Origin of the sequence: Mycobacterium sp. AZCC_0083, from assembly GCF_014202335.1 — a bacterium.
Classification (GTDB): domain Bacteria; phylum Actinomycetota; class Actinomycetes; order Mycobacteriales; family Mycobacteriaceae; genus Mycobacterium.
The window spans coordinates 60,682-87,096 of sequence record NZ_JACHGP010000003.1 but is presented as its reverse complement, the minus strand read 5'-3'; the positions used below and the strand labels follow the sequence as shown (position 1 = coordinate 87,096).

Sequence of the window (26,415 nt, the reverse complement as noted above, 5' to 3'; positions counted from 1 at the left end):
ATCTGACGATGAGGTGGACGAAAACAGGCCCTGACTACGTATCCGGCCTGTACCGGATTCACGCCGAGGATGATAAGTGGCACGTGGACATGCCGGTGAACGGCGGGATGTTCGCCGAGTTGTCGCAGGCGAAGACCTGGTGCAGTGACCATGAACAGAAGCGCGCGCTTGAAGACTACGTGGCCAAAACCGACATGCCGCCGTTGTCGCCTGAGCAGGCACTGGAAATAGCGCGGATCTTCGACGTCGAGGGCAGCAGAGCCAAGAAGCGGTCCGAACGCCAACCCCATCCGGCAAGCGCGCCGCCGCCGTCGGGGCTCACCAAGCGCAGCCTGTCTGGTACGCCGGAACGCTCCAACGGGGAGGTGCTTGCATCGGTGCGCACGGAGTGGGAGGAGGGGTTGGCGAGGAGCCCGATGTACTCGCTTTATCACACCTCGCCCGAGGACCTATTCCGGTGGCGCGTCCAGTTCGACTGCGGCTGCATCGAAGAACGATTGAACACCTCCGACAACCCGCAATCGCTGCTCGATGCCACGCGGCACAACCCGTTCGACTTCCTGGATGGCAAGAAGAAGCTGCCGCCGGGCGAATACCTCTGCAAGGGCTCGCATTCCAGGCCGGATCTTCCATTGCGTGAGGTTGCATCCTGGGACGAGCGCCTCGGCGAGAAGGTGATCCCCGCTGACCCTGTCGAACCACCGGACTGGTGGGGCGCGATCATCGCCAAGAAGGCCGCCACGGGCGAAAAGTTCGACGCCGAGCCGGAGGAGAATTGGGCGGACGTTCGGCAAGCCGAACCGAAGATCGTCGCCGAGTGGACGGCGACATTGACGTGTGGCCATGGCATGAAGACGAAGAAGGATCTCCACTGGACACCGGACCAGGGCGTCATCCGGTCGCCCGAAACGGTGGCCGACATACGTGCGCGGCACGCCAGGCGGGGCGTAGAGCCCAGCGGGTGGATCGCCAAGTCACTCGCTGCAGGGTGGCCAGATGACGCGCTCGAAATGGACTGCAGCCTATGCCCCATCGTGCGCAAGCCGGTGGTCTACGAACCGCTGGGTTGGCTGGTGCCACCACCGAAGCCCCCACGCAAGCCGCGTCAGCACAAGTCTCCAAAGGAGCTGAAGGCTGCCCGCCTCAGGCAGGTGGAGCGAGAGGCCAAACGGCTGCGCGCCGAACTGAAGGTACTCACGGAGAAAGAAGAAAAATCTGATAGCGCCTGACCCTGGGGGCGCGCCACGTAGCGTGTAAGGGGGGCCAACGAGCATTGGGCAAGGCACGGAGCCTGCGGGACATAGGGCATAAACACCACCGACATCGCCGAGATGCTCAGGGTCTCCCGGGCAACCGTCTACCGTGCCTCTCGGACGAACTAGCCGCGTAGCGCATATTCATCCACGCGCCTGGAACACGGCCTATCGCGATGAGGCTACGGGTCAACCGTGGCGTTCAGAAGCTTGAACAGCGCAACGAAGTTCTGCTCCGTCTTGGGGTCAATCTGCCCGAAGAACTCGCCACGCCGCTTGGTCAGTTCGTGGGCGGGTAAGGCGTGATCAAAGTCGGTGCCACCCTTGTAGGAGATGAGCTTCTTGAGGATGGGTTCGCTGGTATCGGGGAGGTCGCTCGCGCTGACGTTCTCGCCGAAGGTCCAGTTGTAGAGCCTGAGATAGTCGGCAGTTGCGAACAAGTCCTCGATATCGGCGTTTGATGGCAGGCCGTCAACATCGGAGCACGCAACGATTGATGACTCCGGAACGCCGTTGTCCTTAGCAGCAGACTTGATGCGTGCGAGGCGTGTGGTGGTGCGAGCGCCATCGACGAGTGCAGACACTTTCAGGCGACGGCCAAGAAGGGCTACGAAGGCAGGCATGTTGTCGACACCGCCGACCGGGATCATGGCCAAACGCGGGTCGAGACCGACCTGCCCCTTGTTGTCGAGGAACTCGGTGAGCCGTTGCAGATACACGAAGTCGCTACTACCTTCGACGGCGAGGTGCTGCCCAGAACCCAGAAATAGATGGTGGCTCACCGAATACCCGAGTGCCGACTCAATAGGCAGAAGCGTCGCTCGATCTGCGGCGAGGTTCGGCAGGGTCACGCTCACGCCAAGGTCGGGATTGCTCCGGGTGGAGCGATCGTGAACTGCGCGCAGCTTCTCATAGCGTGTTGGATCGACCATGTGCTGCGAGTGCGTGGTGTAGATGGTCTGTTTGGACGCGCCTAGCTCGTTGAAGATGTATTCCACGAACTCATGCTGAGCATCACCGTGGAGGCTGGTCCCCGGTTCATCGAGTAACACGATCACGGAATCCGAAGCGTTCTGATACTCGCTGAATGCGGCAAAAAAGGAGAAGAACCACTGAAAACCCGAGGACCGGGTGTCGAAGTTGGTCTCGACGTCGCCGTGGCGTCCGTCGCGAAGCTCAATCTTGAGAAATCGGTTGGCAGTGTGATTGCCGTCTGGATCGGTTTGGACGATGCGGTTGTCCGTATCGAACACCACTGCAAGATCGGTGTTTTGCTTCCAATACTTGAACACCTGCTGGCTGAGGTCGATGCTCACTGACTGGAGTTCGGCCTTTCGGCTGTCGTAGTTGTCGTCGAGGAAGTCGGCGGGTTCTTCGCCCGCGTGAGCGAGGAGTGAAACGACAGTGCGCTCGCCGCGACGAAGGGCCTGTCCGTTCGCAATCCTGTCGGCGAGCTTGGTGAGGTTGATCTCGCCCGGCAGGGTGTCATAGTTCGAGAAGTAGAAGAACTTCGGAATCCGTTCCCACAGCGCCTGGGTCTGCTCATCGGTGGCAACACCGCGAGCGACGATTACCTCGTACTTCTCCAGTTCATTCGCGAATGCAGTGGCGACCTTGGCTTGGGCTGTTTCCCCAGATTCGCGATGCTCCTTCGCGAGCGCCTTCGCACTGGCTACACCATCACCGATCGACCCGTCAGTGGTGATCGTTGCCAGGTCTTGTCCGCTTATCGCGACTTTCGCCGCAACGACTTTGACTGCGTCCTCAACTGAACACTGAAGCCAAGCGGTACGGGTGTTGGTGTAGTCGCAGGACACCCAGCAGATTGCAGACTCGGGGATAGCGATGCCGTATGCCTCGTCGAGAGCCGCACGATCCTGCTCGTCGAGGGCAAGCTCGCCCACAACGGACTCAGTGCGGCCAAGATCAGAATTCGATCGGCGATCCGGGGCAAGTCGCCACCTGGGATACTCGATTGTGAGATCGAACTCCGCTTCGTCAGCGTTCGCCGGATTGAGTCGATGAAGTGCTGTCAGCACTGTTGTCTTTCCTGACTCGTTTTTACCGACTAGGCAGGTCACGTCCGACTCAATGACGACTCGTTGCGCATGGACGATGTTCCGGAACAGCTTCACCGTAACGGCATCTAGTTTCACGATTCCTCCCTAGACCCTGGTGATTTCTAACGACCCCGTGGGCATTAAAGACCTAGCATGCCCTCCTGACACTCCGGCGTGGCGGACGACATGCCTACTGAATCTGGATGACCCAGCTAACGTTCGCCCTCGACGTACCAGCGGGGCGGCATCTCTCGCTGGAGCTTGTTCATGTGGGTGACCATCTTGGCCCAGCGCCAGTTCACCGTCCGCGCCTGCTTCATTGTGATGCCGCCGCAGTCCCATCTGGTGAGCCGCATGTTGTACCGGACCCAGATTGGGTCGGTCGCCAAGAAGATCGCCATCAGCATGGCGCGCTTCAGTTGCTCGGGGTCCTCGGGACGTTCGCGGGATTTCTCCAGAGCCGTGATGTGGGCGGGCGTGCACGGCGTGACTTTTGCGATTCCTTCGGCGACGAGCTTCTTGGAGATCAGCCGACCGTCTATCCGACGGCGACGATCCCGACGCAGCATCTCTAGGTTGAACCCCCAGGGCGTCTTCGGAATGACCCATTTCGGTGGCTCGCCGTGCTCCGCCTCGTACGTGGCGTCAATCTCAGCGCTGTCCTTGGCGAGTTCGTCGTGGAACGCCTCTTCGTCTTGGAGGATCGCGGGCTGACCGGCGAGCTGCTCGCGCAGCGCGTGCAGCGTCGAGATCGGCGCTTCGTAATGGCGGTAGGCCCTGGCGAGTTGACCGTCGTCGCCCGGCAGCATGTTGTCGGTAATGACGCCCAGGGCTGCCGTGAAGAACTCGCCGTGAATTCGGTGCTTCCTCCGCATCATGGCATCAGGCACGCCCCGACGACGTCCGGGATTCTTGAGTTCTTCCTCGACGTAGATCGGTGCCACGCAATGCGCGAGTTCGTGCAGCACGACTCGGGCAGTGAGCATTCTGGGGTGCAGCGAGATCGTCCACTTCGTCGGGCGTGGGTAGCCATGCGGCTGCGCGTAAGACCAGATGTGCTCGATCTCTGGCGTCTCCTGGCCGCCGACGATCATCTCGATGGGCGGAGCATCCGGGAACCAGTCATGAAACCAGTCGCTCGACATGGCTTTCTCGACAAGGGCCTGGCACTCCTCGGCATCCAGTTGACGATCGTGGCCCACAGCGTGCTCGGCTGAGTAGACGCGCCAGTCTGAGATTCCTTCGTCGTACGGCACGGCTTTCGACCTTATCGACCGACCACTATCCCTCCCGGGCTTTCGCGCGCATCACCGAATGCGTTCGACACAACGAAGTGCACTATCTAATTCGTCCCTGGGCCTTGCGTCCATGAATCGTCCGCAGACCGTCCGCAGTAGAGCTAACCGGACCTTGTTGGCACCAACACAGCCAACTGCCTGACCTGCAATGTCATCGAACTACCAACGCAGCTTATCGCTGCAAACGTCAATAGGAGCGGACTGTAAATCCGTCGGCTTACGCCTACACAGGTTCGAATCCTGTACCTGCCACGCTGGTCAGGCCCCCTTTCGAGGGGGCCTGACTTGTTCGAAGGGCAGTGAATTGTCACGGATTGTCACAGGTCGCGCGTAACTCTGCGCGCCCACACTCGGGGTCGGAGCCGGATCTCGGTGGATTCGACAGGCCGGTGCAGGCCCGCGGCGGCATTTTCGAGCAGCTCTGCGACGAGCTGCCCTGGACCCAACACCTTTCAGAGGTCTGGCGCATGCGCGATCCTGGCGAGCGCGACGCCTCGTTGGCGCTGCGGTCCGGGCGCGGCAACCACCTCCGCAAGGCGATTGGCTGGTACCGCACCCACGACCGCCTCCACACCGGGGATCCGGTCGCGATGGCCTCCGACGCTCTGGCCGGGTACCTCACCGACCAGAAGACCGGGAAGGATTCCCTGTTGATCTGCGACACCTGGGAGATGGCCGACGCGCTGAACCGCCGGCTGCACGACAGTCTCACCACCGACGGCCCCACCGCCAGAGCGGCACGCGGCCAGCAGGTTCGGGTGGGTGACCTCGTCATCAGCCGGCACAACGACGCCACCACTGTTGTGCGACCCAGTGCCGCACATCGGCACACCGACGCGGCCGGGCAGGTCCGCAACGGCAACCGGTGGCGCGTCACCGCCATCGACTCAAACGCGAATCGGATTGCCGCAGAACGCCTCACCGACGACGCCCGCGTCGTCTTCGACACCGACTACTTCGCCGAGCACGTCACCCTGGGCTACGCGGTCACCGTGCACTCCGCCCAGGGCGTCACTACCGACACCGCCCACGCCATCATCAGCGAGTGCGCCACCCGGTCCATGGCCTACGTCGCCATGACCCGCGGCCGCGAGAGCAACCACGCCTACATCTACACCCCCGACACCACAGAAGCCGAGCAAAGTCACCAAGATCCGCTCGCCAAAGGCGAGATCCACCACCCGCGTCGCGGCACCAAATACTCGGCAGCCCAACACCTCCGCGACATCATTCGCCGCGTCCTGGGACGCCACGACCAACGCCTGACCGCCCGAGCAGACGCGTGGCGGGAACACGCCGCCGCCACAGAAGACTTCCGCACCGCCTACGAACGCATCACCGCCGACTTGCTGATCGCGCAACGTGGCCGCCACATTGGTGGACTCGACCTGTAGATCGTCCGACGACGACATCGACCGGTGCTTCTCCAGCGCGGGCGTGGGCCAGGTCCGCGGCACGTGACGCCGACGAACCTCAAGGTGCTCTGCTAGGCCTGCCGGCCACTGTGTCCATCATGGCGCCGTTAACTCCGACTTTCCATTCATCCGAAGTCATGGCCGCTGCCGACGCAACGCCGCTGATAAAGCGCATGGACCCAATTCACCGAACGCGTTCAGGCGCCCCGTACCAACTATGCGCCGACGTTGTCCCGCGCGCACGTGGTGTGCAGATCGATCGCGACCTCGTCGAGGTCGGCGTCGAACAGGCTGGCGTCGACGTCGAGTATCACCTTGGCACTGCCGTGGCCGAGTGTGCGCTTGAGAGCGCACCGTTGACCCGACAGGGACCCGATAAAGCACACGTGCGGCGCGTGGGACGGTAACGCGCCCCGCCGACGCCGACACAAAATCGCCAGTGGCCTTGAGGACCTCAACTGCCGCTGCAACTCGTTGCGTCGCGCTTGGTCGTGAATCCCCGCTTTTCGGTTTGGCCCCCATCCGGAGTCCGGTAGCGCACGGGCCATCGTTGACCTGCTTTCGTCTCGAATGAGCCGCCTGGCGCCATCATCGTCCTGTTCTGTCATTTGACCGTCCTCGGCCGTCGGGCGGACGCGGTTATCGACTGTCAGCTGCCGAGTGACCCGTTGTCGGCGACAGTCAATCCGGCTTACTTGCGTGCGCGACTCACGTACTAACACCGATGGCGTGGGTGGTGGCCAAGACACGCAACAGTGGTAGGTGCCGCAGATGTTGAGGTGGGCGAACGAGCTTGGTGTCGACGAATGTCCTCCAGCTGTAACCAATTTCGCGTCCGGCTCACGGCGAGGGACCCCGCCCCCAAAGTCAACTCGCATTTGGTGACGTCCCCTAACCAACCGCGGCATTCACGCTGCTAGGACGAATCCCACCAAACCTGCGAGCAGAGCAACCACGTAGAGCTCGAACATTGCGCGAAGGAGAGGTGGTGCATCTGCAAGCTCCATGAAGTGCAATCCCACGAGCCGGATCTTGACGGCGGCGACGATCAAGATGGCCACCGCCCCGAGGTCGCCACCGTGCCAACGTTCGGTCGCCAACCACCAAGACAGAAACGTAGCCAGCACCAGCACCAACCAAACGACGACGGCTGGATCCGTCCGCATTATGCGCATGTCACCTCACTAGGTAGAGGAGTGGGAAGATGACGAGCCACAACAAATCGACCATGTGCCAGAAGCAAGCACACCCCTCGGCCAAGGAGAGCTGCAGCGCCGAGAGGTGTGGTGCGTGCCGCGCCAGCCACCACATGAAGACCAAGACGCCGAGTCCAATCGCCACGTGCGCCAAGTGCAGGCCGGTCAGTACGTAGTAGAAGAGGTAGAAGTAATTGGTGCCTGGTGTGACTCCGGCATTGACTTTGGTGTAGTACTCGACGACTTTCATGCCGACGAAGGCGACACCGCAACCCATCGCGGCCAGGACGAAATACGTTGCCGCCCCGGCGCTCCGGGCACGGATCAGCCGCAGCGCGATCACCGCAAACAGCGAGCTGGTCAGCAGCAAGAGCGTGTATGCGACGCCCAAGCCGGTGTTGAGGTGTCGCTGTGAACGTGCGAAAAGCTCAGGGTCGCCGGCTCGGTAATAGAGGTAGAGCAGGAACAGGTAGGCGAAGAATAGGAGATCGCCGAAGATGAAGACCCAGATCCCGGCCTCCCCGGGGATCTTTCGCGGGCCGCGACTCGTCGTTGCCGTCAGTGGTCCGCCCTGGTCGCTAGGCGTTAGCTGCACGCGCCCCGGAACTCGATTCGAGATTTGGCGCTGAATGCTCCGTCTCGTGGCTGCCGATGGCCTGAAACGTGACCACTGTCAGAACGATCAGCCACACGAAGAAGGTGACAAGAAGTACCCACCAGGCAATCGCACCGTTCCACGCCAAAGGGCCATCCATGAAGAAGACGTCAAGACTGGCCGGCGTCATCAGCAGACCGGCCCAGATGCTGAAGTAACCGGCCCAGCGAGGGAAGACCGGTGTCGTGCGCTTGTCGGTCAATATGGCAACGCCGATCACGATTGCCTGGCCGACCACCGTGTAGACCAACCCGGTGAACGGCAGCCATCCAAGGTCGTTGAGCGCCTGCACAACCTCGACGGATCGGCCCGGCCTGTACGCCGCGACTTGGAAGAAATACAACGGCACGATGAATTCCATTGGCAACAGTAACCCGAGGGCCATCTGCACGTAGGCCAGCGGCGCGAACTGGCCCTCGATCCGCTTCATCTGCAGTCCGATGACGATCACCCACGGAACGCAGAGGACGCCCGCCCACATGGACAGCAGCATTCCGAGGCGGATACGCACGGAGTGCTGCCGATACATGTCAGCAATATCGGCGGCGCTCAGTGCAGGGTCGGGTGGAGGAATGTAGCGAGCGATCAGCCCGAATCCTATGAAGAACACGATGGTCAACAAGGGTCCGCACCATAGACAAATGCGCTGAGTCTTCGCGTTCATGGTCTCTCGTCCTTGCCTTGAGCTTGCGATGAAATGTGGGTTCGACATGTGCCATCTCGCGGCGGGGTCGTTGTCTTTGCGCGAAGGCTTCTCATCGCTCAGGAGTTGGGTTCGGTGCCGACGAGTGATACGAAGGACACGCACTCTCCGGGTCCGCCGCCGAGATTGTGGGCGAGGCCAATGTTCTTGCCGGCTGTGACTGTTTGAATCCTTCGGTCCTCCGGGGCTTCGCCGCGAAGCTGCAGCCAGCACTCGAAGATCATTCGCAGGCCGCTGGCGCCCACGGGGTGACCGAATGCCTTGAGTCCGCCATCGGGGTTGACCGGCAAGGTGCCGTCGAGGTCGAACGTGCCTGTGAGCACGGCCTTCCAGGCGGTGCCGCGCTCGGCGAAGCCGAGATCTTCCATGAGGATCAGTTCGGTGACGGTAAAGCAGTCATGGACCTCAGCCATGGCTATCTGCGCTGGTGGATCGACGAGCCCGGCTTCGGCGTAGGCGTTGCGCGCTGAAGCGACGACTTCTGGAAACGTCGTGAAGTCGTAGGCTGGGTCGACGTTTCCGTCCGCTGCTCCCGAAACCAACGAGAGTGCCTTTATGTAGAGCGGTTTGTCGGTGTATTTGTGGGCGTCTTCGGCACGTACGACGATGGCGGCGGCGGCCCCGTCCGAAACCCCCGAGCAGTCAAAGATCCCGAGTTGTCCGGCGACCAGCGGTGAGCACGCGATCGTTTCCGTGGACACCTCTTTGCGGAACTGCGCGCGGGAGTTTCGTGCGCCGTTCTGATGATTCTTCCACGCGATACGGGTGATGACTTCTTTGATTTCCGCGGGGTCGACGCCGTACTTGTCGGCGTATGCGGGACCAAGCAAGCTGAAATTGGCTGGCGCGCTTGTGGTCCCGAGGGTGCCGCCGGTGCCGTCGGATGGTACGGAGGGCCGCAGCAGACCGGAGAAGCCCGAGTCCTTGAGCTTTTCGACGCCCACCGCCATTGCGATGTCGCAGGCGCCGCTGGCTACCGCATAGCTCGCGCCGCGCAGCGCCTCCGAGCCGGTTGCGCACATGTTCTCCACGCGGGTGACCGGCTTGCCGTGCAACCGCAGTGGCCGACTTAAGGTGAGCCCAGAAATGCCTGACAAGTACGTCCCCAGCCAGAAGGCATCGATGTCGCTGGGCGTCACGCCGGCGCTTGAGGTCGTGGAGCTCACCGCGTCGATCAATAGATCGTCGGCCGAGCGGTCCCAGTGTTCCCCAAAGTCGGTGCAGCCCATCGCGACGATGGCAACACGGTCACAGATTCCACGTGCGGCCATGGTCAGCTCCCTTCGGTCGTCTGGCGCGCCGGGCGGGCTTTCCAGAAGTAGTTGTGCACGCCGCTCTCCGACGTGGTCAGGCGCCGGAACGTCATTTCGACCTGGTCGCCGATCGCGACTTCGGGACCGGCGTCGGTGAGTTCGCAGCGGAAACGGCCGCCGCCCTCGAAGTCGACGACCACCGCGATCATGGGCGGGCTAGGCGTGTAGGCGAGACGGTCGAAGGTGAAGGTTGCCACCCGCGCGGGAGTGTCAGCCATCGGTTGGGGATGCATCCGATCGTCGGAGCCACACTTGAAGCAGATTCGAACCGGCGGCAGGCTGACGGTGTCGCATTCTTCGCAGCGAGACCCGACGAACCCGTACTTCCAGTTCTCCGATCGATGACTCGGCGGGCCGGCGGGAGCGTCGGGCTCGGGTCGGCGTGGTGGCTCACGCGGCAACATGCCCCGCCAGGTGAGGAAGGTGCCATAGCTGAGTGAGTCGTCGGAGGTGGCGATTTGATTGGCCACCGTCAGCGCCGAAGGTTGGCGGGTTGCGACGGCGTCGGTGGTACGCAGGATCAGGGTCGAGGCGCCGTCGGCCAGCACGGCAAGGGCGATCACTTGATTGGGTTCCGCACGTTCGAGTACATCGGCGAGAAGGACACCGGATTGAGCAGTTCCTGGGTTGCCGATCGCTTTCGTCAGGTCGGGAGTGACGGCTTCGCGCGGCACGCCGCTTGCCGTGGCGAACTGCCGGTTGGCTCGCGGCGATAGGCCACAGACGATTAGGTGATGGACCTCGTACGGGCTCAGATCGGCTTGCTTGAGTGCAGCGGAGAACGACTCCATGGCCAACGGGACATAGACGTGTTCGCCAAATCGCTCCTCCCACACCCTCGAGGTCGGGGCGCCTGGGGACCGCCAGCGATCGAGAAACTCGTCGGTGACCGAGGCAGAGGTGATGAGTTCGGCCAGTATCGGGGCTTCGGCGGTTCCGGGACCGAACAAGACCGCCGCGGCGGCATCGCCGCCCTGTTTCTCGTCGGCGCCGCCGGGTAGGCCGGTGCGCGTGTCGGCCAATACGGCGAGCGCCCCCTCGGGGCAGTCGGCGGCCGCGAGCAGCGTACCCACCGCTGAGCTGGGTGCCCCGCCGAAATCGACTGCCAAAGCGCCTCGGGGAAGGCCAAGTGCGGCGTGAATGATCGCCGCATTGGACTTGTCGACGTAGGCCGGCTGGGTCGTGGCGAAGTACAACCGCTGCGGCGTCGATGCGATGGGAATCCCGCGCAGAACTGCGCGGGCGGCCTCAACCGCCATCGACGTGGTGTCCTCGTCGTAGGAAGCCACCGAACGGGCGCCGGAGGGCTGCGCGCCGCCCAAAAAAGATCCGATTTCGCTTAGCCGCAGACGGTGGTTGGGAAGGTACGCCGCGCACGCCATCACACCGGTCATTGCGCTCCATGCTGAGATGACATACCACGAAATCTAATCTAATTCTGGTTAGACTTCAAGGATGGGATTCGGGGACGATGCGTGACGGCAACGAGTAGACATGGCCGAGGACCGAATCGTGGCGTCGGTACGATCGCTATCGGCAAGCACAACCGTGGGCTAGCGGTGGTTCGTCGTGCGGTGCTGATGGCGCAGGTGCTCGATGCACGGGTGGACCGGACGGACGGCCAAGGAACTATGTGGACGACCAAACTCAGACCATCTTCGGGTATCGCCGCGATCAGGAAAGACCTAATCGGGCGCAACCTGGGTCTTCAAGGCCGGCGAAGTGTCCAAAGACCGCTGAACGGCGGCGCTTCGTCGCCGGCGTGTAATCAGGCGGGTGTTACCGAGGACTGCTGGCTGCGTTCATCGGCGGAGAGCTTGGTGACCCCATCGAAAACGAGGGTGGCAACTTGACGTGCCAGGTCTTCAGGACTCAACGCGCCATCGGGCCGGTACCACTCGACGGCCCAGTTCAGAGCGCCGGAAATCAGCATCGTGGTGACCGACGGATCGATGTCGGCTCTGAGCTCACCGGAGGCCATGGCATCCTCGAGAAGGCCGCGTATGTACTCCAGATAGGACCGCTGATGGGTATCGGTCTGCTCCCGCACGCTGTCGGGGACTTGACCGAGGATGCGGACGAGTGCGGAGGTGTACATGGTGTTGCGGAGCACCGACAGCAGGTGGGCGATCAACGCGGTGGAGAGCCGGTCCAGCGCTGTGGCATCGGCGGCCAGCGCGTCGACGCTGAAGCGTGCCAGGTCATCGGTGCGTTTCCAGGCGACCAGCACCATCTCGACTACGAGATGCTCCCGCGACTTGAAGTAGTAATACATGCTGCCGGTCTGGATGCCCGAGGCTGCCGCCACATCGGCCAACCGTGTGCCGGCATAGCCCTTCTCCCGGAAAACGTTGGCGGCGGCGTCGAGGATTCGTTGGGCGCCTCCAGCCTTGGCGTGGGCGTCCTGGCTCATGTGGAGAACCTTCTCCTCCGCTACGGCGATGGCGGCCAGATTGTCGTCGATCGACCGGATCGCTCTCCGATGCACGTCAAGGCCATCGAGGAACAGAGAATCGAACTGCGCTTTGAGCTCGGCGGTCGACATGCCATCAGCGCGCGGCCTAAACCAATCGGGTACCGAGTTCATCGCTCCGAACAGGAGCATCCGCAGCGCGGAACTGTTGAGGTCGGTGCGGAATTGACCCGATGCCTGCGTGTTATCCACCAGGGAACGCCAGAACTCACCGTATTCGCGCTGTTCGTGAATCCGGCGCACCCGGATCTCTTCGGGGACTTGGCCGATGATCCTGATTGTCGCGGCGGTGTAGTCGCCGATTTCCAGAACCGTGTCGAGGTGTGCGGAGATCGCCTCACGCAGCCTGTCGAGATCAGTGGCGTCCTTGGGAAGGGCGGCGACGCGTCGTCTGACAAATCCGCTGGTGCGTTCCTGACCGACCCGCAGCACTTCTTCCACAAGTTCTTCGCGTGACGGAAAGTGGTAGTAAAGGCTTCCTGCCTGGGTATTAGCGGCCGCGGCGACATCGGACAACCGAGTACCGGCGTACCCCTTGTTACGGAAGGTGAGGGCGGCCGCATCCAGGATGCGTGCCCGAGTGGCAACGCCCTTCTTGCCGGTCCGAGCGGGTTTGTTAGCCATCAGCGAACCTCACGCTACAGTCCTTCCGAACACGGCCGTCACCACATTGTCGCCGATTCTATGCGAGTTTTGGCCGGTACACGGATCACATGCGGTGTGACCGCTACCGCATCGAGCGGCTTTTGTGTTCAAGCGTTGAACTCCCGGCACCAGCGGCAAAGGATTGACTGCTCCGTTGACTCTAATCTAAATTTGGTTAGGATCAACAGGCCCAGAAGGGTCCCAGTCGGAAGGATTCCTACGCCACATGAGCAAGCTGTTAGAGGGCGTCCGTGTAGTGGAGCTTGGGAGGCGGCCATGGTGATGCATCTGCCAAGCCGCGTGCCGGTCGCCGGGCTGCCCTCTCGGGTGACGATTTATGAGGTGGGACCTCGAGATGGCCTGCAAAACGAAAAGGGCGTCATCCCTACGGACGTCAAAGTGGCGTTCATAGAGCGGCTTGGAGCCGCTGGGCTGAAGACCATCGAGGCGGCGGGCTTCGTGCATCCGGGACGAGTACCCCAACTTGCCGACGCCGAAAGGGTGATCGAGGGCCTGGACCTCGATGCCGGCCAGCGCTATCCAGTGCTCGTGCCGACGATCAGTGGGCTGGACCGAGCGTTCAGTCGTGGCGTGCGCGATATCGCCGTGTTCGGCAGCGCCACCGAGACGTTCTCGCAGCGCAACCTCGGCCGCACCATCGACGAGTCATTGGCCATGTTCGCTCCGGTGGTGACGCGGGCGCGTGAGGCCGGGGTCAGCGTGCGCGGCTACGTCTCGATGTGCTGCGGAGATCCCTGGGAAGGAACCGTACCCATCGCCAAGGTCGTCGACGTTGCCATGCGGATGATGGATCTGGGCTGCGATCAGCTCGCACTCGGGGACACGATCGGGGTCGGCACGCCCGGCCACATCAAAGCGCTGATCGAGGCGGTATTGGCCGCGGGCATCGACGTCGGCTCGCTCGCTGTGCATTTTCACGACACCTACGGACAAGCGTTGGCCAACGTGCTTGCGGCGTTGCAGTCGGGAGTGAGCACCATCGACTCCTCGGCGGGCGGACTTGGTGGGTGCCCGTTCGCGGAAAGTTCGGCCGGCAACCTGGCTACCGAGGATCTGGTGTGGATGTTGGAGGGCCTGGGCATCGACACCGGCGTCAACCTCGACGAGTTGGTGTCGATCAGCGTGTGGATGTCCGAACGACTCGGCAAGCCGTGTGTGTCACGCACCGTGCAGGCGCTGGCCGGGAGGTCTTCTCCACAGATACAAGAGGACCGCGAAACCGCAGCGGTCGCCCGATGAGCGGGCTCGACGTCGCGCTCGAGGAGCTGCGGCCTCGGGTGCGCGACTGGATCAGCGACAACGCACCGCCCGGGCTGACGGATGTGATCGACTGGCGTCTTCGGGCGGATCTGCCCGGTTCGGTGAGCAGTCTGCAGAGTGAATCAGAGCTTGCCAGCGCTCACGCCGACCCGCTGTTCAAGGAGTGGGAGCGGCGGTGTGCGTCGGCGCGGCTGATCTGCCCGGCATGGCCCACCGAATATGGCGGACGCGGCTGGGACGCCCCGCAGATGACGATCCTCGACGAAGAGTTCTACCGAGCCGGCGTGCCGCGTGTCGACCGCGTGCAGGGCGAGTCGATGGTCGGTCCGTCGATCATTCTGCACGGCACGGAGGAACAGAGGGCGTACTACCTGCCACGGATCATCTCCGGAGAGCACCGTTACTGCCAGGGATTCTCCGAGCCTGGATCGGGATCGGATTTGGCCTCAGTCCGGACGCGCGCCGTCATCGAGGATGATCATCTCCTGATCACCGGCCAGAAGGTGTGGACGTCGCGTTTCACCACGGCAAACATGATCTTCGTGTTGTGCCGCACCGACCCGGCCGCGCCCAAGCATCGGGGGCTGTCGTATGCGATCACGGAGTTCACACCGGGACACAACGGCATCGAGGTCCGTCCGATCCGGCAGATGACCGGCGCCGAGGAATTCGCCGAGATCTTCTTCGGCGACACCAAGGCCCCGCTGTCCGGGGTCATCGGAGGACTCGGAAAGGGCTGGCAGGTCGTGCAGTCCACGTTGGGGTTCGAGCGCGGCGGAGCTGGCCGCGCCACCACGATGGTGCTTCAGGGCCGCGAACGCGAACTCGAACAGCTAGTCGAATTTGCGCGACAACAAGGACTTCATCGAGACCCAGTGGTGCGTCGCGAGCTGGCCTGGGCGAAGACGCAGGTCACCATCATGCGCAGCAGCTGGGAACGCACAGTGGCCGAGGTCGCCGCTGGCTTGCAACCTGGACGGCAAATGTCGACGTGGAAACTGGGGTGGAGCGAATACCACCTGCGGCTGGCGGCACTTGCCCTGCGGATCGCGGGTCCGTCCGCGACGCTGCGTCCACCCGGTCCCGGCTACCCACTCGGGCCGTGGCAGGACGCATTCTTGGTCGCTCACTCCGGCACGATCTATGCCGGAACCAGTGAGGTGCAACGCAACATCATCGGGGAGCATGTGCTTGGTCTGCCCCGAGAACCCCGCGTGCTCGAAGGGAAGAGTTGATGGCCCCCGCTGCTTCGTCGTCAGCCGTTGACACCTTCCGTTTCCCCGTTGAACGCGGGCACATCTTGACCTTTGCGCGGTCGCTGGGCGACGAGAATCCGATCTACTTCGATGAGGGCGACGACAACACCCACCGACGTGGCGGGGTTGTTGCACCGCCGACGTTCGTGGCCAGCGCGGCGCAGTTCGACCCCGAGTGGCCTTACCGGCCCAGGCCTGGCATTGCGTGGAACGGCTCGGGCCGCGGGCCAGGCTTCGCCCCGCCTTCCTCTGGCGGCGGCACCAGCTTGCATGCTGAGCAGCACTACGAATTCCATGTCCCGCTGCGTCCCGGCGACGTCTTGACCGTCTCCAGGGAAGCCGGCAAGACGTGGGAGAAGGACAGTGCACGCGGGGGCGTGTTGAAGTTCTCAGAGGAGATCACGCGCTTCGTCAATCAGCGCGGTGAGCTTGCCGTGACGGCTCGGCGGGTGAGGGTGGTCACCGAGCGGGCAGTGACGCCATGAAGCTCGCCGAACTCACGATCGGCGACAGCCACGAGATACCCGTGGTGGAGGAACTGTCCCGAACCCAGCTGGTGATGTACGCAGGCGCTTCCGGTGATTACAACCCGCTGCACACCGACGAGGTGTACGCCACGACAGTGGCCGGTTACCCCAGCGTCATCGCCCACGGCCAGCTCACCATGGGACTGACCGCCAAAGTGATCACCGACTGGATCGACGACGGCGAGCTCAGCGGTTTCGGAGTGCGCTTCAAGCGCCAGGTCTGGCCCGGTGACACCCTGACTGCGACTGCCACCGTCAGCGCCGTAGAAGACCAGGAGGGGGCGCGCATGGTCGAGCTGGAGGTGTCGACGGTCAATCAGAACGGTGAACCGGTGATGACCGGCTACGCCCGGCTGCGAGAGCTCGCGTAGCAGATGGCGGAACAGTTGGCGCTAGTCGCCGGCGGCAGCGGGGGTATCGGTTCAGCAATCTGTCTGGCGCTGGCCCAGGACGGTTTCGACGTGGCGCTGACCTACCGGCACAACGCGGAGGCCGCCGAGCGCGCAGCGGACGCCGTGCGCGATGTCGGTGCCAAGGCGTGGATGCATCAGCTCGACCTCACCGACGCCGAGGCCACGGCGGCCCTAGTCCGCGCGCTGCCCAGACTGGACGCCGTCGTCTATGCCGCCGGACCACCGATCCCGATGGGTTACACGGCCCAACTCACCTCACAGCAGTTTTCCCATCAGCTCTTGGCGGACGCCGGCGCATGCTTCAACCTTCTGCAACCTGCGATCGAGCGGGTGCGGACCTGCCACGGTTCGATCGTCGCGCTGGTGACCACCGCCCTGCTGCGCTATGCCACCCGCGACCTACTGTCCGCAGCGCCCAAGGGCGCCGTCGAACAACTGGTGCGGGCCATCGCCGCCGAGGAGGCCAAGAACGGGGTGCGCGCCAACTGCGTGGGCGTCGGGGTAATCGCGACCGGGATGATGGACGATCTGATCGACAGCGGCGACTACCACGAACAGGCGCTCGAGGCGGCCCGGCGGGCGATTCCGATGCGACGGTTCGGCTCGGCGGAGGAGCTCGCCGACGTGGTGGCGTTTTTGGCCGGGCGCCGGTCGTCCTACGTCACTGGCCAGACCCTGCGGGTCGACGGCGGATACTCGGTCTGACTCAGAGGTCAGTCCACGGGTTCATCGACTCGGCGACCGCGTCCCACACCGACGCATGGCGACGTATGAAAATGTGCGCGGCCCGCGGTGCCGACGAGGTGATCTGCTACTTCGATCGCGGATCGACCTCCGCCGCAGGCGATTTCGCGAAATTAAGGTAGAAGCTCGGATCCGAGAGTCGACGGCCGCGTCGGGTCGCGGATCGACAACGTCGCCACCGAGTCTCACAAGAGATGTCAGCGCCACATCGTTTGCCACCGCCAAGGCCCTGGCTCAAGAGGGCGCTACAACCGGCGCCGGAACGCTGCCGCCAGTCGAGCGCGAGAACGTCGGGGCCGTCCAGAGCGAGGAGTATAGATGAACCCGCCGCGAGGTGAGGCGGGTTCAAGGTTTTCTGATAAGAATTAGGTACGATTTCGACAAGTGGACTACCGGGGGTCCGGCAAAAGCGGACGGGCGGAATGCCGTGGAGAGGGCAATCGCTCGAAGGTAATTCCCAGTCTCCATCCACGCCCCGCAGGCACTGGAAGGGGCAGTGGCTTGGGCTCGTCGACCACCTTCCACAGCGGTCCTCGGCTTCTGGCGACATGTCGGCGGTAGATGAGTCAATTCCGCAGTGGTGCAATGATTCTCAGCTATAACAATCTCCTCGAGCGACGTCAAGACCCTCGCGCAACCGCCGTGTCGCAACCGCCTCAGGCGGTAGCGGACCGCCATCCGCCGGTGGCAACCTCGACGGGTGGCCCTCGCACCGGTCTTGCGCGAGTGGAGCCGCGCGTGCGTGAAGTGCTTGACATCACAGCGGGAGCACGATACAAACAGCGTGGTTCTAATCCGATGCAGAATCTAAATGCGCACCGGCAAGACCAGCCCAGGTGTTGCGGCGCGATCGGACAAGCGACCGAGGCGTCCTACGTAAGGGAGTTCACCGGTATGCCGACCAGCGTCAGACGCAAAGAGAAGCGAAAGTGATCGCAACAGCCACAACAGAACGATTAGCGACGCCGGTCCGTGGAATCGGGGGTTTCTTCGCGATGTCGGCGGACGCCCTGGTAGCACTAGTCCGAAGGCGTTTCGCCTTTCAGGAGTTCATCGACCAGACCTGGTTCGTTGCTCGAGTGTCGACGTTGCCCGGATGCGTGATGACGCTCGCCTTCTGCGTACTCGCAGTCTTCATGTTCAACGTTCTGTTGGTGGAGATCGGAGCCGCCGATCTCAGCGGCGCGGGCGCGGCGCTCGCCTTGATCTCGCAGACTGGGCCGATTGCCACGACTCTGGTCCTCGGCGGTGCCGCAGCCACGGCCATGTGCGCCGACCTCGGTTCGCGAACCATCCGCGAAGAGATTGACGCCATGCGGGTATTGGGCATCGATCCAGTGCAGCGGTTGGTGGTGCCGAGAGTGGCGGCGATCGCGCTCAACGGAGTACTGCTGTACGCGTTGCTGTGTGTAGTCGGTCTGGTTACCGGATATCTGTTCTCCGTCTATTTCCAGGCAGTGAGCCCCGGCTCCTTTGCGGCCAGCTTGACGTTGCTGACCGGCCTTACCGACTTGATCATCGGAATCGTCAAGGCTTTGATCTTCGGTGTAACCGCCGGTCTGATTGCTTGTTACAAGGGTCTCAACGTGAAAGGCGGCGCGCAGGGGGTTGGCAACGCCGTCAACGAGACAGTGGTCTTCACCTTTATGGCCCTCTTCTTGCTCAGTACTATTTTGACTACCGTCGGCAATGCGGTGAAGCGATGAGCCAGCCAGCGAGCTCACGACTTCCGCGGCTAACCCGCAACGTGCGGTCCGGGATCGACGGATGGAATCGCATCGGGGAACAAACCGCGTTTTACGCCAAAATCCTCCGCAATATCGGTTTGGCTGTCACCACATACCGGACGGAGACGATGCGACAGGTCATCCAAATGGCCTTGGGCGTCGGCGCGATTGCTCTGATCGGGGGCTCCATCGCGGTGATCACCGTCATCGTTGCCAACGGCGGCGCCATCGTCAGCATCTTCGGCTACGACCAATTGAGCAACATCGGCATAGAGGGGCTGGTTGGGTTTTTCTCCGCTTATGCCAGCCCACGCCTACTCATTCCGTTCATATGTGTCGCGGGCATCATTTCCACGGTTGGTGCTGGGATTACCGCGCAACTCGGCGCGATGCGCATCAACGAAGAGATCGATGCGCTCGAAGTGATTGGGATCGACACCGTCGCTTATCTGGGTGCCACCCGAGTGATAGCCGGCATGATCGTCGTGATCCCATTGTATTGCACTGGGATGGTCGCAGCATTCATAGCTGGTTACGTTCTCACTGTCTTTGCTATGGGTCAGTCGGCCGGTGGCTACGACCACTACTTCCACACTTATCTGAGGCCGATGGATTCGGTCACGACATTTGTACAGGTGATTTTTCAAACAATTGTCGTCATGCTGATCCACGTCTACTACGGCTACAACGCCTCGGGCGGGCCGGCTGGCGTTGGTGAGGCGACCGGTCGTGCGGTGCGTTTGTCGTTGGCCGTGACGCTCGTTGTCGGCTTCATGACGGGACTGGCTCTGTTCGGCCGTTCCGGCGGATTTCACCTGTCGGGATAGCGGCGATGCCATCGAAACGGCGGAGCGCCGGCCTGCATCCCGGGTGGTGGACCCTGATCCTGGTGGTCTTCACCGTCGTCGCCTTCATAGTGACGATCAGTGCGTTCAACGAGAACCTGAGGTCGTACACCCCTGTAACCGTGACGTCAGAGCGTGCAGGTCTGGTGATGGAGCCATTCGCGAAGGTGAAATTTCGCGGCGTCCAGGTCGGCCGGGTTTCGTCGCTGGCGGTCCAGCCGAACAGTACCGCCAAACTGCAGCTGGAGATGTATTCGGACCAGCTCAAGTACATCCCGGCGAATGTCGACGCCGAGATCGCCGCACCCACCGCGTTTGGTGCCAAGTACGTGGAGCTGTCCACCCACGGCGACCCAAGTCCGACGCGGCTGGCTGCGGGGGCGGTGCTGCAATCGCGCAACGTGAGCATCGAAGTCAACACGGTATTCCAGAACCTGGTCGGGGTACTGAACCAAGTCGACGTTGCCAAGCTCAATGGAGTGCTTTCAGCGTTGGGTGAGGGCTTTCGCGGAAAGGGTGAGGCTCTCGGCCATGCCATAACCGATGCCAATCAAGTCCTCATGGCGATTAACCCTCGCAGCGAGACGATTCGGAGTGACTTCCGCGCGGTGAAGGGTTTCGCGGATGCCTATAGCGGCGCAGCGCCGGACCTAGTGAAGGTGCTGGACGCGCTTAACACGACGAGCACGACCATCACCGACAATTCAAAGCAACTTGATTCGCTGCTGCTGAACGTTGTCGGGCTATCCAACAGCGGTATTCAACTGCTCGGCCTGAATAAGGACAACCTGACCCACGCCATCAACGTGCTCGAGCCCACGACGCGCCTACTGATGAAATACAATCCCGAATTGACTTGCATGTTGGTCGGTGGGCAAAAGGCCCTCGATGACTTCGTCGATCAGGCTGGCGGTCACAACGGAAAGTCGCTAATCGTGGACGCCGCCCTACTGTTCGGCGACGACGCGTATCGATACCCGGATAATCTGCCGATCAACGGGATCAAGGGCGGCCCAGGTGGAACGCCCAGCTGTGGTTCGTTGCCGGACGTCACCCAGAACTGGCCGGTGCGGTACATGGTTACCAATTCCGGATATGGCACTGGAATCGACGTGAGGCCAAACCCGGGCATTGGCTTCCCGGGCTACGCCAATTACCTCCCCGCCACCCGCGGTACACCCGAACCACCGAGCATTCGCCACCCATCAGGCCCGGCGCCCGGTCCCGTCCCATACCCGGGAGCGCCACCCTACGGTGCGCCTAGGTACGCCCCAGACGGGACGCCGCTCTATCCAGGGCTGCCGCCGGCACCTCCGCCCGGGAGGCCACGGGAAGTCGGCCCGGCGCCGGCAGGGTCGGAGCCGTTCACCCCCGCGTACCCAGGGGCGCAACCGACTCCGCTGCCGACACCGGAACCGCCGCCACTCCCACTACCGCCACAAAATGCACCGCCACCTTCACTACTGCTACCGGCGGACACGGCACCGCCGCCTTCATTACTACCGGCGGAGACAGCACCGCCGCCTTCACAACTACCGGCGGACACTGCACCGCCACCTTGAGATTTTGGCGAACCGATACGAACCGATACGAAGCGTTACGAGCGCTGACGAAGCGATGACGAAAGGCAGACATGCGAGCAACCAGGAAAGGTACTCTCACGCGTCTCGCCATCTACATGACGGTGTGCTTGTCGGCAATGGCACTTCTCTTCATGGTGATAGCCCAGATTCGCTTCGAAAACTCGAACACCTACAACGCCGTATTTTCGAATGTCTCCGGGCTTAAGGGCGGAAACTTCGTACGCATCGCTGGCGCTGAGGTCGGCAAGGTCAAAAGCATCACCATCCAACCCGACGACACCGTTCGCGTCGAATTCTCAGCAGACAAGTCGGTCGTGCTGACCGAAGGCAACCGAGCGCTCATCCGCTACGACGACCTCATCGGCGGACGATATCTGGCGCTGGAGGAGGGCGCCGGGGGATCGAAGACGATCAATCCCGGCGGAACCATCCCATTGAGTCAGACCGAGCCGGCGCTGAGCCTAGACACGTTGATCGGCAGCTTGCGGCCGCTGTACCGTGCGCTGAACCCCGACCAGATCAATACGCTGACCAGTCAGCTGATCACCGCCTTCCAGGGTCAAGGTGCGACGATCGGATCATTTCTCAATCAGACCGCCACGCTGACCAGTACGTTGGCCGACCGGGATCAACTAATTGGTGACGTCATCAACAATTTGAACACCCTGCTCGGCTCGCTTGGCGGTCAAAGCGACCAATTCGCCAAGGCAGTTGACTCTCTATCTGAACTGGTGAGCGGACTCGAAGCCCGCAAACAGGACATCAGCAACGGGGTTGCGTATGCCAATGCCGCTGCCGGGTCGATCGCGGATCTATTGACTCAGGCCCGGCCGCCGCTCACGAAGGTCGTGCACGAGGCCGATCGGACCGCGGGACAAGTGATGGCCGATCACGAATTTGTTGACAACCTGCTCAACACCTTGCCCGACGCCTACCAAATGCTCGCAAGGCAGGGCCTTTACGGCGATTTCTTCAGCTTCTATTTGTGCGAGGTGGTGCTGAAACTGAATGGAAAAGGCGGACAGCCGGTGTACGTAAAGGTGGCCGGTCAGGACACGGGGAGGTGCGCGCCCCGATGAAACCCTTCGCGGATCGCAATCCCCTAAAGGTCGGCGCCATCGGCATCGTCGTGGCGGTCGGTCTGCTTTTCGTGGCCTTGAACGCCAACAGCTTGCCGTTCATAAACGGTGGCAAGGAGTACCAGGCGTATTTCGCCGAGGCGGGCGGCTTGGCATCGGGGAACCCCGTTCAGGTTCACGGTTTGAAGGTCGGTCAGGTGACCAGTGTCGCGTTGGACGGAACGCGCGTACTCGTCGAGTTCAAGGTCGACAGTGACGTCCGGCTCGGCGACCGCACCGAGGCGGCAGTCAACTTGCGGACGCTGCTCGGCAGCAAGCTGCTGGAGGTCACGCCACGCGGAGAGGGACAGCTGACTGGGCCAATACCGCTGGACCGGACGACCCCGGCCTACCAGCTGCCTGATGCGCTGGGCGATCTGTCGTCGACCATCGAAGGGTTGGACACCGACCAGTTGTCGAAGTCGCTGGCGGTGCTTGCCAACGAGTTCTCTGGTACGCCACCGGCTCTCAAGGTTGCGCTGAAGGGTGTCTCTCAGTTCTCCCAGACGCTGGATGAACGCGACCGTCAGCTGCGAGACCTGTTGAGCAACGCCAACAAGGCGACCAAGGTGCTGGCTGAGCGCAGCGACGAGGTGGTCAAGCTCATCACCAACACCAACGCGCTGCTTGTCCAACTGAGAAGCGAACGCGGCTCATTGGACCAGATCGCGAACAATCTCTCCGCGGCGGCACAGCAGCTGAAGGGATTCATCGGCGAGAACCGCCAAGCGCTAAAGCCCGCCTTGGACAAGCTAAACGGGGTACTAACCATCCTCGACAACCGCAAGGGACAAATACAGAAGGCGATCAAAGGGCTCAACGGTTATGCGGGTGGGTTGGGTGAGGCGGTGGCGTCGGGACCGTTCTTCAAGGCTTACATCGTCAACCTGCTGCCCGGGCAGTTCGTGCAACCGTTCATCGACGCGGCTTTCTCCGACCTCGGCGTGGATCCAAGCACCCGGTTGCCGTCGCAGAATTCCGATCCGCAGGTCGGCCAGCCGGGAACCCCGCCGCTGCCGGTGCCCTTTCCGCGGACTGGCCAGGGCGGCGAACCGCGGCTGACCATCCCGGACGCCATCACCGGCAATCCCGGCGATCCGGGGTGCGGTCCGCCTGGCTTGCCACTGCCCGGCCCCACCGGCTGCTATCCCTACCGTGAGCCGCCAGCGGCGCCACCGCCGGGCGGGCCACCACCCGGACCGCCCGCGGTGGGTCCGGGACCTGGAATCCCGTTGCCGTCGGATCCGGTCGCGCGACCGGCGCCGGGGGAGACGCCGTCGAACACACCGCCAGCGCCTCTTCCTCTGCCGCCCGGCCCCAATCAGCCAGCTGAAGGTGATGGACAGTGAATAGCCGTACGGTGAAAATCGGCCTCGCCTTGGGGCTGGTGCTCGTGTTGATCGGCGGCGTCGTCGCGGTAGTGCGGTCCGCAAGCGGTGTAGGCCACACGAACGTCGTCGGATATTTCGACAACAGCTATGGGATCTACGTCGGCGACGACGTGGTCATTCTCGGCGTACCCGTCGGCAAGATCGACAAGATCGAAGCGGAACCAGATCGCGTCAAGATCTCCTTCTGGTACGACAGCAAATACAAGGTGCCCGCAGACGCCAAGGCGATGACCCTGTCCCCGAGACTGGTGACGATTCGGGCCATCCAGCTGACGCCCGTGTACACGGACGGCCCGGTGATGCAGAACAACGCGGTGATCCCGCGGGAACACACTGCGGTCCCGGTGGAATGGGACGATCTCCGCGAACAGCTTGAGAAATTGACGCAGACACTGCAGCCGACCCAGCCGGGCGGCGTCAGCACGCTTGGGGCGTTCGTCAACACCGCGGCCGACAATCTGCGCGGCCAGGGTGCGACCATCCGTGACACCATCCTGAAACTGTCGCAGGCGATTTCGGCGCTCGGCGACCACAGCAGCGACCTGTTCGGCACGGTCAAGAACCTGTCAGTTCTGGTGTCGGCGCTGCACGACAGCAGCGACCTGCTACAACAACTGAACGGGAACTTGGCGGACGTCACGGGGCAGCTGGCCAACGACCCCGACGAGGTGGGGAACGCCGTCAAGGATCTGAACGGCCTGGTCGGCGACCTCACGAGTTTCGTGGCCGACAACCGTGAGTCGCTAGGGACCACCTCGGACAAACTCGCCTCGGTGTCCAATGCAGTCGTCGAGAGCCTCGATGACCTCAAGCAGACTCTGCACATCGCCCCGACGGCGTTCCAGAACTTCATCAACATCTACGAACCCGCGCAGGGAGCCCTCTCCGGTGCGTTGGCGTTCAACAACTTTGCCGATACGACCCAGTTCCTGTGCTCGTCGATACAGGCCGCATCACGCATGGGCGCCGAACAATCGGCGAAACTGTGCGCGCAGTATCTGGCGCCGATCATCAAGAACCGTCAATACAACTTCCCGCCGCTTGGGCTAAACCCGTTCGTCGGTGCCAGTGCGCGTCCCAACGAAATCACTTACAGCGAGGACTGGCTGCGGCCGGACTACATCCCGCCGCCGGCGGGCACGCCGACTGACGCGCCGTCCGGGACCCTGGCACCGCCCCCCAGCGGGCCGCTCCCGCAACCGAACGACATTTACACCTATTTTGGTGAGCCCGCCGATCCGAATCACGGGGACCCCCCGTTCGTGCCGGGCAGGCCAGAGAACCCAGTTCCAACCGATCCGGCCACCGGCCTGCCGGGACTGATGGTGCCACCTGAAGGTAGTGGAGGATGATGAGCCGCTCGGTGACCCGAACCAGGTACCTGCGCCGCGCTGGCGCGGCACTTCTGACCGTGTTGGCCGTGGTCACACTGTCCGGCTGCGCTGGCCTGCGTGATTTCCGGGGCGCGAACTCGCTGCCGCTGCCGGGCACCAAGGGCAGCGGGCCAGATTCCTACACCGTTCAGGCGCAGATGCCCGACGTCCAGAACCTGCAAGAGAACTCTCGGGTCCGAGTCGGCGATGTGGCCGTCGGCAATGTGACCAAGGTCGAACGCCAAGGGTGGCATGCGCTGGTCACCATGGTCCTGCCCGGCAGCGTCCACCTGCCGGGCAATGCGACTGCCACGCTCGGGCAGACCAGCCTGCTGGGTTCGTTGCACATCGAACTGGCGTCACCCAAAGACGTTCCGCCAGAAGGGACGCTTCGCGACGGGTCAGTGATCCCTCTGTCGTCTGCGGGCGCATATCCGTCCACCGAAAAGACGCTGAGTGCGGTTTCGCTGGTCCTCAACGGGGGCGGGGTGAGTCAGCTCCAGGACATTACCGACGCGTTTAGCACAGCCTTTTCGGGTCGAGGCGAGGAAGTGAAGAGCCTAATCCATCAACTCGACAAGTTCACCGCCTACCTCGACGACCAAAAAGACGACATCATCGCGGCGACCGACAGCCTGAATCATCTGGTTGGTCAATTCGCCGCTCAGAAGCCGGTCATCGACAAGGCGCTGAAAACCATTCCGAACGCACTGGCGGTGCTAAGCGATGAGCGCGAAAACCTCGCCGACGCGTTGGGTCAGGTGGGCAAATTCAGCGCGCTTGCGGCAGACTCGGTGAACCAGACCAAGGAAAACCTGGTCAAGGAACTGAAAGATCTCGGTCCAGTACTGCAATCACTCGCCGATGCCGGACCGGCATTGACCCGTTCGCTGGACTTCTACGCGACCTTCCCCTTCCCCAAGCCAACGCTCGCAAAATGGAACAGGGGCGACTATGGGAACTTGACCGGTGTCTTCGACTTGACGCTGAGCCGGCTTGACGCGGCTTTCCTCACCGGCACTGCTCTGGAGGGCGAGTTGACAGAGCTGGAGCTGCAGTGGGGCCGCACCATTGGCCAGCTTCCCAGTCCCTACACCGCGCGTAATCCGCTGGTCATTCCTTACCATTTCAACCAGGGGCCGTGAC

The 26,415-nt window shown here is 62.6% G+C and carries 24 protein-coding genes and 1 tRNA gene; 16 read left to right on the top strand and 9 right to left on the bottom strand.

The features are described 5' to 3' along the window. Positions 1-8 precede the first annotated feature (8 nt). The gene (locus HNP02_RS07425) at positions 9-1,229 is read left to right on the top strand and encodes a hypothetical protein (RefSeq protein WP_184436764.1); all 1,221 of its coding nucleotides are present in this window, start codon (positions 9-11) and stop codon (positions 1,227-1,229) included. Positions 1,230-1,307: 78 nt separating this feature from the next. Beyond that, positions 1,308-1,382: a hypothetical protein gene (locus HNP02_RS43985; protein WP_375373652.1), complete on the top strand. Its 75-nt coding sequence runs from the start codon at positions 1,308-1,310 to the stop codon at positions 1,380-1,382. A 53-nt stretch (positions 1,383-1,435) separates the two neighbouring features. On the opposite strand, the gene HNP02_RS07420 is transcribed toward HNP02_RS43985, so the two are convergent. Beyond that, positions 1,436-3,409 carry an AAA family ATPase gene (locus HNP02_RS07420; protein WP_184436762.1) on the bottom strand — a complete coding sequence of 658 codons (1,974 nt, stop codon included), beginning with the start codon at positions 3,407-3,409 and terminating at the stop codon, positions 1,436-1,438. A 116-nt stretch (positions 3,410-3,525) separates the two neighbouring features. Then, positions 3,526-4,569, bottom strand: coding sequence for a hypothetical protein (locus HNP02_RS07415; protein WP_184436760.1), 1,044 nt, complete (start codon positions 4,567-4,569; stop codon positions 3,526-3,528). 209 nt (positions 4,570-4,778) lie between these two features. Between HNP02_RS07415 and HNP02_RS07410 the strand changes: the two genes are divergently transcribed. Together HNP02_RS07410 and HNP02_RS07405 are read left to right on the top strand one after the other, a co-directional pair. Further along, a tRNA-Tyr gene (locus HNP02_RS07410) sits at positions 4,779-4,863 on the top strand. A gap of 47 nt (positions 4,864-4,910) precedes the next feature. Next, the gene (locus HNP02_RS07405) at positions 4,911-6,005 is read left to right on the top strand and encodes an AAA family ATPase (protein ID WP_184436758.1); all 1,095 of its coding nucleotides are present in this window, start codon (positions 4,911-4,913) and stop codon (positions 6,003-6,005) included. Between the two features lie 236 nt (positions 6,006-6,241). On the opposite strand, the gene HNP02_RS07400 is transcribed toward HNP02_RS07405, so the two are convergent. From HNP02_RS07400 to HNP02_RS07370, 7 genes are all read right to left on the bottom strand, one after another. After that, positions 6,242-6,412, bottom strand: coding sequence for a hypothetical protein (locus tag HNP02_RS07400; protein WP_184436756.1), 171 nt, complete (start codon positions 6,410-6,412; stop codon positions 6,242-6,244). 522 nt (positions 6,413-6,934) lie between these two features. Then, positions 6,935-7,192, bottom strand: a complete 258-nt coding sequence (locus HNP02_RS07395; protein WP_375373646.1) for a cytochrome C oxidase subunit IV family protein — start codon at positions 7,190-7,192, stop codon at positions 6,935-6,937. A 10-nt stretch (positions 7,193-7,202) separates the two neighbouring features. Further along, the gene (locus HNP02_RS07390; protein WP_309241459.1) at positions 7,203-7,817 is read right to left on the bottom strand and encodes a cytochrome c oxidase subunit 3; all 615 of its coding nucleotides are present in this window, start codon (positions 7,815-7,817) and stop codon (positions 7,203-7,205) included. Continuing rightward, entirely contained in the window at positions 7,801-8,496 is a 696-nt protein-coding gene (locus HNP02_RS07385; protein ID WP_184436752.1) for a hypothetical protein, read from the bottom strand. The genes HNP02_RS07390 and HNP02_RS07385 overlap by 17 nt, the downstream gene beginning before the upstream one ends. 143 nt (positions 8,497-8,639) lie before the next feature. Then, positions 8,640-9,851, bottom strand: a complete 1,212-nt coding sequence (locus tag HNP02_RS07380) for an acetyl-CoA acetyltransferase (protein WP_184436750.1) — start codon at positions 9,849-9,851, stop codon at positions 8,640-8,642. A gap of 2 nt (positions 9,852-9,853) precedes the next feature. Beyond that, positions 9,854-11,287, bottom strand: a complete 1,434-nt coding sequence (locus tag HNP02_RS07375; protein ID WP_184436748.1) for an OB-fold domain-containing protein — start codon at positions 11,285-11,287, stop codon at positions 9,854-9,856. A 374-nt stretch (positions 11,288-11,661) separates the two neighbouring features. Further along, positions 11,662-12,990, bottom strand: coding sequence for a TetR family transcriptional regulator (locus tag HNP02_RS07370; protein WP_184436740.1), 1,329 nt, complete (start codon positions 12,988-12,990; stop codon positions 11,662-11,664). A gap of 297 nt (positions 12,991-13,287) precedes the next feature. Here HNP02_RS07370 and HNP02_RS07365 point away from each other — a divergent pair, with 297 nt between their 5' ends. The 12 genes from HNP02_RS07365 to HNP02_RS07310 all read left to right on the top strand — a co-directional run bounded on the left by HNP02_RS07365 (position 13,288) and on the right by HNP02_RS07310 (position 26,414). After that, a complete protein-coding gene (locus HNP02_RS07365; RefSeq protein ID WP_184436738.1) occupies positions 13,288-14,271 on the top strand; it encodes a hydroxymethylglutaryl-CoA lyase in 984 nt (327 codons plus the stop codon). Continuing rightward, positions 14,268-15,527, top strand: a complete 1,260-nt coding sequence (locus HNP02_RS07360; protein ID WP_184436736.1) for an acyl-CoA dehydrogenase family protein — start codon at positions 14,268-14,270, stop codon at positions 15,525-15,527. The genes HNP02_RS07365 and HNP02_RS07360 overlap by 4 nt, the downstream gene beginning before the upstream one ends. Beyond that, positions 15,527-16,033 (top strand): MaoC family dehydratase N-terminal domain-containing protein, encoded by a 507-nt coding sequence (locus HNP02_RS07355; RefSeq protein ID WP_184436735.1) that lies wholly within the window; start codon positions 15,527-15,529, stop codon positions 16,031-16,033. The genes HNP02_RS07360 and HNP02_RS07355 overlap by 1 nt, the downstream gene beginning before the upstream one ends. After that, positions 16,030-16,446, top strand: coding sequence for a MaoC/PaaZ C-terminal domain-containing protein (locus HNP02_RS07350; RefSeq protein ID WP_184436734.1), 417 nt, complete (start codon positions 16,030-16,032; stop codon positions 16,444-16,446). The genes HNP02_RS07355 and HNP02_RS07350 overlap by 4 nt, the downstream gene beginning before the upstream one ends. Before the next feature lie 15 nt (positions 16,447-16,461). Next, on the top strand, positions 16,462-17,193 hold the full coding sequence (locus tag HNP02_RS07345; protein ID WP_255506311.1) for an SDR family NAD(P)-dependent oxidoreductase: 732 nt from the start codon (positions 16,462-16,464) through the stop codon (positions 17,191-17,193). 1,034 nt (positions 17,194-18,227) lie between these two features. Beyond that, positions 18,228-18,938: an ABC transporter permease gene (locus HNP02_RS07340; protein WP_184437698.1), complete on the top strand. Its 711-nt coding sequence runs from the start codon at positions 18,228-18,230 to the stop codon at positions 18,936-18,938. Continuing rightward, positions 18,935-19,786 carry an ABC transporter permease gene (locus HNP02_RS07335; protein WP_184436732.1) on the top strand — a complete coding sequence of 284 codons (852 nt, stop codon included), beginning with the start codon at positions 18,935-18,937 and terminating at the stop codon, positions 19,784-19,786. The genes HNP02_RS07340 and HNP02_RS07335 overlap by 4 nt, the downstream gene beginning before the upstream one ends. A 5-nt stretch (positions 19,787-19,791) precedes the next feature. Then, complete coding sequence (locus tag HNP02_RS07330) at positions 19,792-21,366, top strand: MCE family protein (RefSeq protein WP_184436728.1); 1,575 nt, start codon at positions 19,792-19,794, stop codon at positions 21,364-21,366. A 116-nt stretch (positions 21,367-21,482) separates the two neighbouring features. Next, on the top strand, positions 21,483-22,466 hold the full coding sequence (locus HNP02_RS07325) for an MCE family protein (RefSeq protein ID WP_375373651.1): 984 nt from the start codon (positions 21,483-21,485) through the stop codon (positions 22,464-22,466). Then, positions 22,463-23,854: an MCE family protein gene (locus tag HNP02_RS07320; protein ID WP_184436726.1), complete on the top strand. Its 1,392-nt coding sequence runs from the start codon at positions 22,463-22,465 to the stop codon at positions 23,852-23,854. The genes HNP02_RS07325 and HNP02_RS07320 overlap by 4 nt, the downstream gene beginning before the upstream one ends. Beyond that, positions 23,851-25,248, top strand: coding sequence for an MCE family protein (locus HNP02_RS07315; RefSeq protein WP_184436725.1), 1,398 nt, complete (start codon positions 23,851-23,853; stop codon positions 25,246-25,248). Before HNP02_RS07320 ends, HNP02_RS07315 begins: the two co-directional genes overlap by 4 nt. Then, positions 25,248-26,414, top strand: a complete 1,167-nt coding sequence (locus tag HNP02_RS07310) for an MCE family protein (RefSeq protein ID WP_184437696.1) — start codon at positions 25,248-25,250, stop codon at positions 26,412-26,414. The genes HNP02_RS07315 and HNP02_RS07310 overlap by 1 nt, the downstream gene beginning before the upstream one ends. Position 26,415: the final 1 nt, after the last annotated feature.

Coding starts and splice junctions, on each gene's coding strand:
- HNP02_RS07425 (WP_184436764.1), top strand. CDS start 9: ATGAGGTGGACGAAAACAGGCCCTGACTACGTATCCGGCCTGTACCGG.
- HNP02_RS07395 (WP_375373646.1), bottom strand. CDS start 7,192: ATGCGGACGGATCCAGCCGTCGTCGTTTGGTTGGTGCTGGTGCTGGCT.
- HNP02_RS07380 (WP_184436750.1), bottom strand. CDS start 9,851: ATGGCCGCACGTGGAATCTGTGACCGTGTTGCCATCGTCGCGATGGGC.
- HNP02_RS07375 (WP_184436748.1), bottom strand. CDS start 11,287: ATGACCGGTGTGATGGCGTGCGCGGCGTACCTTCCCAACCACCGTCTG.
- HNP02_RS07370 (WP_184436740.1), bottom strand. CDS start 12,990: ATGGCTAACAAACCCGCTCGGACCGGCAAGAAGGGCGTTGCCACTCGG.
- HNP02_RS07365 (WP_184436738.1), top strand. CDS start 13,288: ATGGTGATGCATCTGCCAAGCCGCGTGCCGGTCGCCGGGCTGCCCTCT.
- HNP02_RS07360 (WP_184436736.1), top strand. CDS start 14,268: ATGAGCGGGCTCGACGTCGCGCTCGAGGAGCTGCGGCCTCGGGTGCGC.
- HNP02_RS07355 (WP_184436735.1), top strand. CDS start 15,527: ATGGCCCCCGCTGCTTCGTCGTCAGCCGTTGACACCTTCCGTTTCCCC.
- HNP02_RS07350 (WP_184436734.1), top strand. CDS start 16,030: ATGAAGCTCGCCGAACTCACGATCGGCGACAGCCACGAGATACCCGTG.
- HNP02_RS07340 (WP_184437698.1), top strand. CDS start 18,228: ATGTCGGCGGACGCCCTGGTAGCACTAGTCCGAAGGCGTTTCGCCTTT.
- HNP02_RS07335 (WP_184436732.1), top strand. CDS start 18,935: ATGAGCCAGCCAGCGAGCTCACGACTTCCGCGGCTAACCCGCAACGTG.
- HNP02_RS07330 (WP_184436728.1), top strand. CDS start 19,792: ATGCCATCGAAACGGCGGAGCGCCGGCCTGCATCCCGGGTGGTGGACC.
- HNP02_RS07325 (WP_375373651.1), top strand. CDS start 21,483: ATGACGGTGTGCTTGTCGGCAATGGCACTTCTCTTCATGGTGATAGCC.
- HNP02_RS07320 (WP_184436726.1), top strand. CDS start 22,463: ATGAAACCCTTCGCGGATCGCAATCCCCTAAAGGTCGGCGCCATCGGC.
- HNP02_RS07310 (WP_184437696.1), top strand. CDS start 25,248: ATGAGCCGCTCGGTGACCCGAACCAGGTACCTGCGCCGCGCTGGCGCG.